17 protein-coding genes are annotated in these 12,624 nt (G+C 67.0%); 4 read left to right on the top strand and 13 right to left on the bottom strand.

The genetic code is table 11. The features are described from left to right. Positions 1–175: 175 nt before the first annotated feature. Complete coding sequence (locus C5B85_RS13060) at positions 176–772, top strand: hypothetical protein (protein ID WP_104286447.1); 597 nt, start codon at positions 176–178, stop codon at positions 770–772. A gap of 11 nt (positions 773–783) precedes the next feature. Here the strand turns inward: C5B85_RS13060 and C5B85_RS13065 are convergent, their stop codons facing one another. Further along, positions 784–981 (bottom strand): hypothetical protein, encoded by a 198-nt coding sequence (locus C5B85_RS13065; RefSeq protein ID WP_104286448.1) that lies wholly within the window; start codon positions 979–981, stop codon positions 784–786. A gap of 264 nt (positions 982–1,245) precedes the next feature. Between C5B85_RS13065 and C5B85_RS13070 the strand changes: the two genes are divergently transcribed. Then, positions 1,246–1,590: a hypothetical protein gene (locus C5B85_RS13070; protein WP_104286449.1), complete on the top strand. Its 345-nt coding sequence runs from the start codon at positions 1,246–1,248 to the stop codon at positions 1,588–1,590. 369 nt (positions 1,591–1,959) lie between these two features. On the opposite strand, the gene C5B85_RS13075 is transcribed toward C5B85_RS13070, so the two are convergent. The 6 genes from C5B85_RS13075 to C5B85_RS13100 all read right to left on the bottom strand — a co-directional run bounded on the left by C5B85_RS13075 (position 1,960) and on the right by C5B85_RS13100 (position 6,608). Then, positions 1,960–2,607, bottom strand: a complete 648-nt coding sequence (locus C5B85_RS13075) for a DUF3618 domain-containing protein (protein ID WP_104286450.1) — start codon at positions 2,605–2,607, stop codon at positions 1,960–1,962. Continuing rightward, positions 2,604–3,035, bottom strand: a complete 432-nt coding sequence (locus tag C5B85_RS13080; protein WP_104286451.1) for a phage holin family protein — start codon at positions 3,033–3,035, stop codon at positions 2,604–2,606. Before C5B85_RS13080 ends, C5B85_RS13075 begins: the two co-directional genes overlap by 4 nt. An 11-nt stretch (positions 3,036–3,046) precedes the next feature. Further along, on the bottom strand, positions 3,047–4,015 hold the full coding sequence (locus tag C5B85_RS13085; protein WP_104286452.1) for a hypothetical protein: 969 nt from the start codon (positions 4,013–4,015) through the stop codon (positions 3,047–3,049). A 45-nt stretch (positions 4,016–4,060) separates the two neighbouring features. After that, positions 4,061–4,942, bottom strand: coding sequence for a manganese catalase family protein (locus C5B85_RS13090; RefSeq protein ID WP_104286453.1), 882 nt, complete (start codon positions 4,940–4,942; stop codon positions 4,061–4,063). A 408-nt stretch (positions 4,943–5,350) separates the two neighbouring features. After that, on the bottom strand, positions 5,351–5,536 hold the full coding sequence (locus C5B85_RS13095; RefSeq protein WP_104286454.1) for a hypothetical protein: 186 nt from the start codon (positions 5,534–5,536) through the stop codon (positions 5,351–5,353). Positions 5,537–5,690: 154 nt separating this feature from the next. Then, positions 5,691–6,608, bottom strand: coding sequence for an ATP-grasp fold amidoligase family protein (locus C5B85_RS13100; RefSeq protein WP_104286455.1), 918 nt, complete (start codon positions 6,606–6,608; stop codon positions 5,691–5,693). A 243-nt stretch (positions 6,609–6,851) separates the two neighbouring features. Between C5B85_RS13100 and C5B85_RS13105 the strand changes: the two genes are divergently transcribed. Continuing rightward, positions 6,852–7,190: a hypothetical protein gene (locus tag C5B85_RS13105; protein WP_104286456.1), complete on the top strand. Its 339-nt coding sequence runs from the start codon at positions 6,852–6,854 to the stop codon at positions 7,188–7,190. A 4-nt stretch (positions 7,191–7,194) separates the two neighbouring features. On the opposite strand, the gene C5B85_RS13110 is transcribed toward C5B85_RS13105, so the two are convergent. Beyond that, positions 7,195–7,506: a hypothetical protein gene (locus C5B85_RS13110; RefSeq protein ID WP_104286457.1), complete on the bottom strand. Its 312-nt coding sequence runs from the start codon at positions 7,504–7,506 to the stop codon at positions 7,195–7,197. Positions 7,507–7,708: 202 nt separating this feature from the next. On the opposite strand from C5B85_RS13110, the gene C5B85_RS13115 reads away from it, so the two are divergent. Next, positions 7,709–7,957, top strand: a complete 249-nt coding sequence (locus tag C5B85_RS13115; RefSeq protein ID WP_104286458.1) for a hypothetical protein — start codon at positions 7,709–7,711, stop codon at positions 7,955–7,957. 4 nt (positions 7,958–7,961) lie between these two features. Here C5B85_RS13115 and C5B85_RS13120 read toward each other — a convergent pair whose 3' ends face one another. From C5B85_RS13120 to C5B85_RS13140, 5 genes are read right to left on the bottom strand one after another with little or no spacing between them, the layout of a single operon-like run. Beyond that, positions 7,962–8,828, bottom strand: a complete 867-nt coding sequence (locus C5B85_RS13120) for a fumarylacetoacetate hydrolase family protein (protein ID WP_104286459.1) — start codon at positions 8,826–8,828, stop codon at positions 7,962–7,964. A gap of 58 nt (positions 8,829–8,886) precedes the next feature. Continuing rightward, a complete protein-coding gene (locus C5B85_RS13125) occupies positions 8,887–10,056 on the bottom strand; it encodes a glycoside hydrolase family 88 protein (RefSeq protein ID WP_104286460.1) in 1,170 nt (389 codons plus the stop codon). A 32-nt stretch (positions 10,057–10,088) separates the two neighbouring features. Next, on the bottom strand, positions 10,089–10,751 hold the full coding sequence (locus C5B85_RS13130; protein WP_104286461.1) for a ferredoxin-NADPH reductase: 663 nt from the start codon (positions 10,749–10,751) through the stop codon (positions 10,089–10,091). A gap of 2 nt (positions 10,752–10,753) precedes the next feature. Next, positions 10,754–11,671, bottom strand: a complete 918-nt coding sequence (locus C5B85_RS13135; RefSeq protein WP_258070781.1) for a carbohydrate ABC transporter permease — start codon at positions 11,669–11,671, stop codon at positions 10,754–10,756. Continuing rightward, entirely contained in the window at positions 11,671–12,618 is a 948-nt protein-coding gene (locus C5B85_RS13140) for a carbohydrate ABC transporter permease (protein ID WP_104286462.1), read from the bottom strand. The genes C5B85_RS13135 and C5B85_RS13140 overlap by 1 nt, the downstream gene beginning before the upstream one ends. Positions 12,619–12,624 lie beyond the last annotated feature (6 nt).

Raw genomic sequence — 12,624 nt, forward strand, 5'->3', positions numbered from 1 at the left:
TTCCTGAGTCTTGCTCTCCAAAACTACATGCATTTGCATTCATTGCAGGTACAAGCATATGGTGGTGAACGTCGTTCATTTGTCTGCCGCCGGCTGATCCCCCGCAACGGTCTCTCGATCCCCGGCGAGCACATGCCTCAAGAACGGCTCACACACGTACCCGCCAGGAGCTCCCATGTCATCCCCCACACATATCCCCAACCTCCAGCGCAGAAGCCTGCTCAAAGCAGCCGCCTGGTCGACCCCCGTCATCGCGGTCGCCGTCGCAGCCCCGCTCGCCGCAGCATCGCAAGAGCTCGAGAAGGGCCTCCAGGGCTGGGTGGCCCTGACGACGACGCAGACCACGCAATGGGTTCAAACCCCCTGGCCCCGCCGCGTCACGGTCAATCACCTCACGATCGACGGCAGCGGCACTCCCCCAGACCGCGGACTCTGGGTCACCGGCACGAGCCCCCGCAGCCAGCTCGATGCCGCGAGCATCACCTTCTACGCGGATGCGAACGTCACCTGGGAACCCGTGAGCGGCAACTCCGGCGCATGGTCGACCCCAGTGCGGACAGGGTCAACTCGTATCGACGGCACCGAATGCTCCGTGTACGTGACCCGCTACCAGCGCCCGATCACCGCGACGGCAACACAGACCAACCTCGACAACCAACTCAAGTTCCGATCGGTGGAGAACACCGGCAGGACGCGCGTCTGGGCGCGACGATCAATCACGGCGGATGGTCGTGAGGTCGCCTTCACGCGTGGCCCCGTCACCGTCGGCTGACCGCGGGCGGCCTACAGCCCCGTCTCCGCCCATAGGGCCGGATGCTGAAGACCGAACTCGACAGCCGCCTCACGCGACGAGACGCCGAGCTTCTTCAGCACAGAGAGGAAGCCCTGCTCCGCGACGATCACGGCCAGAGAGCGGAACAGCTTCGTCGCCTGGTCGACGTTCCCCGTGTACAGAAGCCCGGAGACCGAGGCTGCCATCATCTCGGCATTCCACCGCAGACACTCGGCCCGCGCCACGCACGGCCTCGTCGCCAGGGTCGGCGGCGAGCGCCGCCCGCGCCGCTCTTCAACCGATGGCTACACCCACCAAACATCCGTGCACCGCCCGTCACGCGGTGAAGAACAGGGTGAATTCAGGTGGATGCCGCCCGCATCCCACGCACACGCGCTCGTGACCCCGTACCGTGCGAACACGGACGCTGCCACGCCCGTGTCTCCACGCAACAAGCGACGAAAGGCACCGAGATGGATCACGATCCCGACCACGCCGCCGGCGCGATCACCGACCACAGCTCGAGCCTGCTGGTTCCGGAACAGGCGATCAGAGCAATGCACGTGCAGCTCGACGCCGTGCTCGCGCAGCACGCCACCTCGGATCCCGTCACCAATGAGTTCGCCTTCCAGCTCGCCCTTGAGCCGTTCGGAGCCCCGGACACGGAACTCGACGAGAGCATCGAGGACAGTCACATCCTCGGCGCGGCGCTCCTCAACCAGAGCTGGCTCGCGGGCCAGCTCGCGCAGGCGACGGGCACCGATCTGGCGACCGTCATCAGCAACCTGCGGGACTACATCGGCCGCATCGAGCGGTAGAGCTGCGACACGAGCGAACGGCGCACCGCGACTAGCGCTTCCCGCCACTGCGACGAGGAGACCCGAGACGAGAGCGAACCCGGCAGCGGGTCACGACGCGAACTACTCGATGGGGCCGTGGAACATCTCGCACGTGCCGCCAGGGGCCGCCTCGTCGACGATCGCATACGCCGCGGCCGGGCCCGGCGCGGTGCCCTGCTCGATCGTGGACACTGCGGACGGGTTTGACGTGGCCCTCTCCGTCTACCTCTGCTCTGCCGAGAATGCGGGTGGAATGACAGACGGACCGCGCATCGATCGGGGGTGGATGCGCGGCCCGCTGCCGGTTCGGGCCGAGGAGATTCTCGGCTGGTCCTGCAGGTCAGGACATCAGGAGCCCGTGCCCTGCACGTTGTCTCGCGCATCCTGCGCGGAGCCCTTGACGCGCTCAGCGGACGACGTAGCGTCGGACTTCACGCCGTCGGCCGCCGACTGCGCGTCGCCCTTCACCGTGGCGGCGGCTGACTGCGCATCGGTCTTGACGTGCTCGGCCGCATCCATCGCCGTCTCGCGAACGCTGCCGACCGCATCCGCAGCCGGCTGCTTCAGCTCCTGGGCCACATCCTGAGCCGCGCTCTTCACCTCGTCGACGAGCGGCTCGGCGGCATCCTTCGCCTTCGAGGCCGCGTCCTTCTCGGGCTCGCTCGCCGGGACGAGCGACGCGACGAGCGCGCCGAGACCGAATGCGATGAGGCCGACCGCCAAGGGGTTGCCTTTCGCCTTGCGCACCGCTTGGCGCTTCACGTCGGCGACGCCATCGCTGGTGGAGGAGGTGGCGTCGCGAACTGAGTCGGCCGCGCCGTCGCGGGCCCCCATGATGGCGTCCCGCACCGATCCGAGCTTGTGCTTCACCTTCTCCGTCTGCCGGTCGACGATGTTGGATGGGGTGACTTTGTCGGCCAACGCGTCCACGTCAGAGCCGAGGGTGTTGCGGGTGCGCTCGATATCGGCGCGGATCTGGTCTGGGTCAGTGCTCATCGGTGATCTCCGTTCGGGTTGAGCGTGTCTGGGATCTCTTTGATGGTGGCGACCGTCTGCGGGGCGCCTTCGACGTCCTTCAGCTTGCTTCGGCCGACCGCGAAGAGGATCGCCGCGACGATGCCGTACACGACCGCCACGACGACGGCCGACCATGCGTTGCCGATGAGGTAGCCGAGCCCCCACCAGGCTGCGATGGAGAGGAACAGCAGCGCCATGACGCCGGCGTAGCCGGCGCCGCCGAGCAAGCCCGCGCCCTTGCCGGTCTTCTTCGCCGTCTCGGTGAGCTCGGCCTTCGCGAGCGCCACCTCCTGGCGCATGAGCGTCGAGATGTCAGTGCTGACGCGGCCGAGCATGTCGCCGAGCGACACATCGGAGGGATTCCGGGGCGGATGCTGCGGCGGGGGTGCCGGGTACTCGCTGGTCATGACCGGCCCCCTCAGAGTCCGGTTCCGCGGTTCGGGAAGACGTCGCCCTCGCGACGCGGCTCACCCAGCGGGTCGTCGAGTGGGTCACCCACCGGGTTCTCGAGCGGGCGTTCGTCAGCGAACGGCCGCGGCGCTGGCGGGGCGACGGGAACATCATTCGCGATGCCCTCGTCGTAGGTGCCGGTGCCGTAAGACGTGGTGCCTTGCGCGGCGAAGCCGCCGGGCGACTCAGATCGGTCTCCGCCGACGCTCGACCCGGCAGACGAACGGTCGGCCTCGGCCGCCCGGGTTCCACCCGACTGCGACGCAGAGGATCCCGTGAGCGACTGGCCCAGCTCATGCGCCTTCTCGTCCTTCGCGGCCTCGGCGATGGATCGTGTGAGGCGACCGGCGACGAGGCCGGCGGCTCCGGCGATCGCGATGAACGCGAGCGGCTTGCGTCGCGCGAACGAGCGGACCTCGTCCAGCACCCCACTCGGGTTACGGTCTCCGAGCCACGCGCCGACCGCCCCGGTGGTGTCCGCGGCGCGACGCACCAGTTCCGTGGCGAGACCGTCACCCTCGGAGTTGCTGACCATGTTGCGGAACTCGCCGCTCAGCGACTTGAGACCGGTCGCAGCTCGCTCCTGCTGCTGAGTGGCCTGCGAGTTCAGCTGGTGCATGGACTCGGAGTACAGGGATGCGAGCTGGTTCCTCGCCTCGCCGGCGACGTTGCGAGCTTCCTCCTTCGCGGTGCCGGCGACGTTGCCTGCTTCGTCTCTCGCGGTGCCGGCAATGTTGCCTGCTTCGCCTCTCGCGGTGCCAGCGATGTTGCGAGCCTCCTCCTTGGCGCTGGTGCCGGCGGGTGAGAACGTCACGTCTTCCGTGACCCCTGGCTCGAAGACGGTGCCGTCCTCGTGAACTTGCGGGGAGCTGTCGGATGGGAGGGCACCCCCGTGACGGGGCGTGTCCGGAACGGAGAATGGGGTGTCGTTGGACATGGTGGTCCTTTCAGAGCTTTGTCGTGTGGACGGGAACGGAAGTCGCTATTTCTTGCTGAAGGTGTCCTTGACCACGCCGGCGACTTTCTCCATCGTGTTGGGCATGGGCGTGGTGCCGTAAAAGCGCTCGTCCGGTACCGTCGGTGCCGGCATGGGAACACTCGTCGTGGGCCCCTCGTGGTAGGTGAACTCGCCCTTCCCATCCGGGGTCGGTCCGCTCGCCCACGAACCCTCGCTGGCCGCGGCGCCGTCGGAGAAGTTCAGGTACTGGTAGGACACGTCGCGCTCTTCCTTGTTCAGCGGGAAGTTGCTCGGCACGGGCAGGTCCTCCTTGCCCTCGGCTCGCAGCTCATTCGCCGCGGCGATCCACTGGTTCTGATGCATGGTGTCGCGGGCGAGCAGGAACGAGAGCATGTCCCGCACACCGGGGTCATCGGTCATGTTGTAGAGACGCGCGACTTGCACGCGTCCCTGCATCTCCGCGTTCGCGTTGGCCGTGAAGTCGGCGAGCATGTTGCCGCTCGCCGTGATGTACGAGCCCTGCCACGGGTTGCCGTTGCTGTCGACGGGGCGCGCACCGGCGCCGGCGACGATCGCGTGCTGGATGTCGGTGCCGCCGACGACCGCGCCCAGCACGGGGTCGGCTTTGATCGCGGCTTCCGACTGCTCGACGGGAGCCTTCTCGAGAAGCTGCGCGATCATGACCGCGATCATCTCCACGTGGCCGAACTCCTCGGCGCCGATGCCGTACAGCAGGTCGCGGTACTTGCCCGGCTCGTGGGCGTTCCAGGACTGGAAGCCGTACTGCATCGCGACGGTGATCTCGCCGTACTGGCCGCCGAGGATCTCCTGCATCCGCTTCGCCAGCACTGCGTCAGGCTTCGACGGGCTCGACTTGAACTGCAATTCCTGCTTGTGAAAGAACATGACTTCCTCGCGCTCGGGGGTGGCATTGGGGGCCGCTCGCTCGAAAGGGGGGACGGACGAGCGGCATACCCAACGTTGGCGCGGTGCCCGCATACGAAACACGGGCTTGAACCTCCAGCTTCCTGCTGGTACCCCACCGTGTGACAGAGGAAAAACCAGATGAAAGGCAGTTTTGGTGCAATCGGACCCGAGCCTGGGAACGCAGTGTGAGTGAACGTCCGGGGTGTCCCACGTTCAAACTGGGTATGGTCGGAAATTTGCCAAGGTGCCGCCCGTGGCACTCCCGGTGGCCGTCGCGGTGGCCCGCGGCGGGCCGGCCTGCGGCTACCGGCCCGGCCCCGCGGACGACGAAGGGCCGGTCGTCAGCTTGAGCTGACGACCGGCCCTGGGTCGCGTCGTGGGTTCTGCCTACACCGAGCGCGCCCCGTCGGCACTGGCGCCGCCCGCACCGACGCTGCCCTCGTTCGAGGTCAGTGGCTGATCTGTGCCGAGGGCTTCGTCGATCGCGCCATCAGCGGTGGCGCCGCCTGCACCGACGCTTCCCTCCTCCGGGCCGTCAAGATCATGCGAGCCGTGACCATTTGCGTTCGACATCGTGTTCCTTTCCTGGCGGCGACAGCCGCGGTGCTGTTGGGGTCGAGTGCGGCGCGACCGGGGTGCCGCGCACGCCAACCGTGCCCGCCGCATCCTGCGTTCGCCTGGGTACCACCCGGACGGAAGCTGATGAGGCGGCTGGATGCCGGACGCCTCAGCGGTAGCGTCGAGGGACCCGCCAGGGCTCCCCGAAGACCGCATTCCAGCTCGCGGGCTCGAAGGGACTGTCCCCGCCTGCCGGATAGTTCGTGAGCTCACCGAAGATGACCCGGTCCGGGAGGTGGTAGAGGTCGACGCGCACGAAATCGGTCTCCGCACCGAGCCTCGCCGCGACCCGCAGCATCTCGTCGAGGCGAGCGGGCCGAGGAGGAGCCGGCACACGCCACGGAAGCCCTCCTGACATGTCGAGGTGCGTCCAGTCGGGCCGGAAGAAGTCCTGCGTCCGCTCGCCGAACCTCCCTCCGTCGACCTGCACGAAGTGGACGACCCCGTGGAACACGAAGAACTTGTAGTCCTCCGGCACTGCCCCGTCGTCGCCGACGAGATACTCCTCGACGATCACGCGGCGCGGCATCTGCCCATACACCCATTCCTTGTTCGGGCCCTGGCCGTACAGCTTCGAGAGCCACCCGTCGGCGATGCCCACGATGCGCTCGCGGATCGCGTGCTCGGGGCGCACGTGCGCGTACACCCACCCCCAGCGCTCTTCCGGCAACCGAGCCTCGACCGACGCGGTCGGCGAGACGACCACCACGGCACCCGAGCCGTGCGTCGGCTTCACGACGTAGGACTCCGGCAGTTCGAGGGACTCGAATTGGCGAGGGTCGTCGAACACCCCGTACACCTCGGGGAGGTAGTGCGCGCCGACGGATGCCCCCACGTAGTCGCGCACCGCCGCCTTGTCGGCGAAGGTCACGATGAGCGGCCGCCTATCGCGCAACATCTTGTACCGCACCTTGTCCGTGAAGGTCCGCGGATTCGAGGTGCGCACGAGACGCCAGAGCCGCACGAGGCGACTGTGCTCGCGCCATCGACGGAACCGACGTCGCCCGGTTGAGCTGGATGCGCGCATCCGCCCAGTGTGCCGTGGGCGGTGGCGGCGTCGTCGTCACGCCGTGCGATCCGCACGAATTCCGCAGGGGGCTTGCGGAAATTCCTCCGGCCAGCTAACAGCGACCCTCGTTCGCGGAAAATGCCTGATCAACGGTCGGAGCTCGGTCACATTTGCTTCGCCTGCGGTCGATGGACCGCAAATCTCCAAGCTCCTCCCAGACCGTGGCCTCACGATTTTGGGAACGGCGAAGGAGCTCCCCCCATGATTCCCATCTCCGCATTGACCGGATACGAACTCGACCAGAGCACGCCAGGTGTTGTCGTCCTCGAACGAGAAGGCGTGCCGCTCGGGTTCATCGTCGACGTCGAGGGCGTGCACGTCGTCCTCCGCGGTGCACGTGTCGACACCGGCGTTGAGATCAGCCAGCACGTGCAGCTCGAGCGAGCGATCGAATCGCTCGTCTCGGCGTGCTGCGAGGGCGAGGCGCAGCTTGCGACCCGACGCGCATCGAGCAGCGAGAAGCCAGCGTCCGCTCGAGTGAGCGTGAACGCAATCGCGACCCGCCGCACCCGCGCCAGGATCTCTGGCCCCGCCCGCTGAGGACCTAGGACAACCAGGTCAGGCTGACGATCACCCACACGACCAGCAGGGCGATCATGGCTCCCGACGCGAGCAGCGTCGAGATCGTCGCCGTGCGGTTGATGCGCTGAGCGCGCTCTACGCGGCCCACCAGATCGAGCGGCAGCCGCTGCTCGCTGCGCAAGCGCATCGCCGCAGTCACCCAGACGCCGACGACGAACAGTACCGCCACGCTGACAACAATCCCGGTAACGAGCAGGTCGACCGTAGTGGGGAACACCTGGACGGCCGGGGGTTCGACGGGCGATGTCGACGAGGCGAACGGGGGAAAGCGCATGAGACCTAAGTTCCGAGTCGGGGTGGAGGACGACCCTGGGCCCCATTCTGCGCACGCTCGAGGAATCCGGCCGATGAGCTATCGCCTCGCTCGCCCGGGCGCTACCCTGCTCGCCCCGCACAGCTTCGCGCCGTAGAGACCCCTCGATCACGCGATGTCAAGGGGGAACGAGTTCCCAGGCGCCACCTTTTGACTTGAACGCATGACACTCTCCCCCAGAATCGCCCGTGCTGCCTTCGCCGCGTCCGCCGCCCTCGCTACGACAATCCTCCTGGCCGGATGCGGTGGTGACGAGGTCGTGCAGAGCCCGCAATCCCCGAAGACCGGTGCCGAGACCGTCACCCCGACGCAGAGCGAGATGGTCTCCCCCAGCCCCGAGTCACCGGAATCCACGACAGAGGCGCCGACACCCACGACGAGCTCCAGCGAGATGACGACCCCGACTCCGTGATCCTCTAGATCTCGCTCGCCCGGAAGACCGTCACGAGCTCGCCGATCCCTTCGACGCGGATGCGCACCGATTCGCCGTCGGTCAGTGGGCGGTGGTCGCGCAGCGCGTCGGGGAGCTTCTGCGGCGACCCGGTAGCGATGACGTCGCCCGGTTGCAGCGTGATGGACTGCGAGACGTACGAGACGATCTCCGCGAACGGGAAGATGAGCGTTGACGTGCTCTGCGAGACGGTGGTCTTCCCGTCGCGGATGACCTCGACCAGCAGGTGGGTGGGGTCCTCGACCTCATCGGCCGTCACGATTGCAGGCCCGATTGGCGCGAAGCCGTCGAAGCACTTGCCGAGCGTCCACTGGCTGGTGCGGTTCTGCCAGTCGCGCGCCGAGACGTCGTTCACCAGCGTGTACCCGGCGATGTGGGCGAGGGCGTCCTCCGCGGAGACAGCGTGTGTCGTGCGGCCTATGACAACCCCGATCTCACCCTCGTAGTCGACGTCGTCGCTCTGCGGCGGCAGGAGAACTGCATCGTCGGGGCCGATCATCGTGTTCGCGGTCTTCACGAACACATCCGGATGCTCTGGATCCGGTTGCCCTTCACCGCCAGCAACCACGTGGCCGCGGTAGTTATAGCCGATGCAGAGCAGCACTCGGGGCCTGATCGGTGCGAGCAGCCGTTCGCCTTCCCTGAGCGGGAAGCCGGACGGATCAGCCGCGTCGATGACGGCACGTGCATTCGCCGCAGCCCCCTCATCGGTGAGCAGTTCCAGTGTCGAGGCGACGACGCCGGACAGATCGACCAGCCGATCGCCCTCGTCCGAGGCGACAAGCGCCGCGGGCACGCTGACGCCGGCGCGATCCCAGGTCACGATTCTCATGCGTCCGCTCCCAAGCTGCCGAAACTCCCAGGGTGCAGGACGACGCTCTCGACGCCGCTCACCAGTACCGCTTCCAGTTCGGGAGGGAAACCCGGGTCAGAGCCTCGAGGAAGTAGTAGTCGCCCCAGAGGGTCCCCTCGTCGACGCCGACGAGCTTCGGCAGGTCGTAGACGCCGTGCAGCAGCAGCGCGTCGGATGCATCCGCCGGCCGCGGGGTGGCCTCGGCGATGAGCGCATCGATCTGCGCGTGCGCCGCCTCCAATGCGCGGGCCGAGCGCTCCGGGTCCGGCTCGACGGCAGCAAGCTCGAGGAAGCCGCACGCCGCGATCGCGGCAGCCGAGCTGTCGCGGGGCGCATCGCTGCCCTCGCTGTAGACGAGGTCCCAGTACGGGATGCCGTCGCTCGGCAGGTGCGCGAGGTAGTAGTCGGCGCAGCGCCAGGCCGCCTCGAGCTGCCTCGCGTCTCCGACCGCTTGCGAGTTCAGTGCGAAGCCGTAGATGCCCCACGCCTCGCCGCGCGCCCAGCAGGACTCGTCGAACGCGCCCTGCTCGGTGCCGCCGCGCAGGGGCTCACCCGTCTCCGCATCCCAGTAGAAGGTGTGGAAGGTGGAGTCGTCTGCGCGGAAGATCTGCGTGCGCAGCTGCTCCGTGTGGCGGCGGACCGCATCCGCATATCTGGGATCTCCCGTCTGCTCGCCGACCCAGGTGAGCAGCGGCATGTTCATGAGGCTGTCGATAATGGCGCGGCCTCGCTGCGCGGGGTCGCTGAGGTCACCCCAGGCCTGCAGGATGCCGGCGGGCTCGAGGAAGCGCGTCATGAGGCGCTCACCCGCCTTGATGCCTGCCGCGCGCCAACGCTCGTCGCCGGTCTTCTTCCACGCCGTGACAACCGAAAGCGAGTACAGGAAGCCGAGGTCGTGCGTCTCGAGGTCCTCATCGCCGTAGAGGCGCCGTTCGAAGTCGGCGGCGTGCGCGAGCGCGGCCTCATGGAACGCCGGGTCGCCCGTGACGTCACCGGCAAGCCACATCATGCCCGGCCAGAAGCTGGTGGTCCAACCGCGGTTGGCGCCTTCCGCGAAGGTCTCGGTTGCGGGACGGAGCAAGTACCTGCCGTCGCTGGTCGTGTCGTCCGGGTAGGCGGCGCCGAACGCTTCGATGTTGCGTCGAACGGTGTCGGTGGCCGCTGCCAGCGCGTTCTCCACGGTCGTGGATGCGGGCGCGAAAGTCATAGGTGTTCCTTCGTGAGAGTTCGGGAGGTCAGTCAGGCCGCGACGCGCGCGGGTGCCCGCTGCAGGGTGTAGCGTCCGCCAGCCCAGACGACGTAAAGGCAGGCGGCGGTGGTGAGGCCGATGGCGATGGCCGGGGCCGCCGTGAGCACCGCTGCCTGGACGGCGACGATCGCGAACGACGCGAAGGTCATCGGCCAGCGGCGCACGGAGAGGACGAGGGAGGCGCGCACCAGCACGAGCAGACGCGTGTCCTCGACCTGCGTGATCGCAACGAGGGTCACCGCTGCGGTCGCGAGCGTCAGGATGGCGACGACAACCAGCAATGGCACAAGAAGGACGCCGATGCCCGTCGGGACGAGCACAAACACATCCACAAGCGCGACCGTGACAACCGCCGAGGTGACAGCCGAGATGACGAGCGCACGCTTCCACGTGCGACGCACGCCACGGATGAAGGAGCGGATCACGTCGGTGTCGCCCTCAGCGTGCGCGCGGAACGTCGCGAACGACGCTGCGATGCCCGGGCCAGTGAGCGCTGCGCTCGCGGCCAGCAACGGCCACGACAGCGACGGGTCGGTCGTCACGAGCAAGATGAGGAACGGCAGGCTCATGACCGCGAGCATCGCGTTGACTGCGAGCGCCAGGTAGGCGACGTTGAACGCCGTCGAGTAGACGGTGTGCGAGACGCGCTTCACGATCAGCCCTTCAGCCCACTGGTCGCGACGCCCTCGACGAAGTACCGCTGGCCGAGGAGGAAGACGATGGCGATGGGCACAACCGAGATGGTGAGGCCCGCGAAGAGCACGCCGTAGTCGACGTCGTAGAGGCTCGACACGAAGTTCTTCAGACCGAGCTGCATGGTCCAGAGGCTCGGGTCGCGCAGGTAGATGAGCGGCCCGAGGTAGTCGTTCCACGTGTTCACGAACGTGAGCAGCGAGAGGCTCGCGATGGCCGGGATCGACAGCGGCAGCATGATGCGGCGCCAGATGCCGTACTCGCTGAGCCCGTCGAGTCGGGCGGCCTCGGAGAGCTCCATGGGGATGGACTCGTAGAACTGCTTCATGAGGAAGACGCCGAAGGCTCCGAAGGCCTGCAGCAGGATGATCGCCCACAGGGTGTTCGAGAGGTTCGCATTCGACAGCATGATGAACTGCGGGATCATGTACGACTGCCACGGCACGGCGATCGTTCCGACGTAGAGCAGGAACAGGGCGTCACGGCCAGGGAACTTCACTCGCGAGAAGCCGTAGGCGGCGAAGGAGCCGGTGAGCACCTGCAGCGCCGTCACCGTGACCGACAGGAACAGCGTGTTGCCGATCCAGGTCATGATGTCCGACTTGGTCCAGATGTCCACGTAGTTCTGCCAGACGAACACCTCCGGCACCCATCTGACCGGCACCGAGAAGACCGCGTTGGCGTCCTTCAGTGAGCTCATGATCATCCAGAAGAACGGTGTGAGCATTGCCGCCGCGGCGACGATGAGTGCGATGTAGAGGAGCGCCTTGGCGAGACGCGTCTTCTTCTTCTTGCCAGCAGCGGCGGGGTGCGCTGGCGGGTCGACGAGGAGGCGACGTGCTTCGTCCTGCGGGACGACAACTGCCATGGTCTGGGACATCAGTTGTCCTTCCGCTTGTTCCAGAGGAACTGGATGATCGTGACGACGATGCAGAGGAAGAAGAGCACGACGGAGGCCGCTGACGCGTATCCGAACTCGTTCTCCTCGAAGCCCTTGCGGTAGATGAACTGTGAGATGACGGTCGTCGACTGCCCCGGCCCGCCTTCGGTGAGCACGAGGATGAGGTCGAAGATCTTGAAGGAGTTGATCGTCAGCATGACCGTGACGAAGAACATGGTCGGGCGCAGGCACGGCAGCGTGACGTTCCAGAAGCGCTGCCAGGCGTTGGCGCCGTCGACGCGGGCGGCCTCGTGCAGCTCGGGCGGCACCGTCTGGAGCGCCGCGAGGAAGAGCACCATGTAGTAGCCCATGTCGCGCCACGTGCTGATGATGACGACGGCGGGCATCGCCCACTCCGTCGAGGTGAGCCAGCCGGGCGGGTTGTCGATGCCGATGAGGCGCAGGCCCTCGTTGATGGGGCCGAAGTCCGGGCTGAAGAGCAGGTTCCAGACGAGCGCGATCGCGACGATCGACGTGATGTAGGGGAAGAACGCGGCGGTGCGGAAGAACGCGACACCGCGGAGCTTGTTGTTGAGCAGCAGCGCGAGGCTCAGCGAGACGACGATGGTGAGCGGGATGTGCAGCACCGAGTAGTAGATGGTGTTGCCAAACGCGACCTGGAAGCTGCCGTCGCTGAAGAGGCGCGTGAAGTTGTCGAAGCCGATGAACGTGGACGTGCCGAAGATGTTCCAGTTCGTGAGAGACATGTAGAACATCACGATGACGGGCACGAGCGTCAGCGTGGCGAAGCCGATGAAGTTCGGCAGGATGAAGCTCCACCCGACGAGGGTGGTCTTGCGTCGCAGGCGGCTGCGCTGCCTGCGCGCCTCCGGCGTCAGCTCCGGTGGCGCTGCCGACGGCGGCGTCGGTTCCGTGGTGGTGGTCATGATTCT

This window comes from Pseudoclavibacter sp. AY1F1, from assembly GCF_002931075.1.
In the GTDB taxonomy this organism is placed as follows: Bacteria; Actinomycetota; Actinomycetes; order Actinomycetales; family Microbacteriaceae; genus Pseudoclavibacter.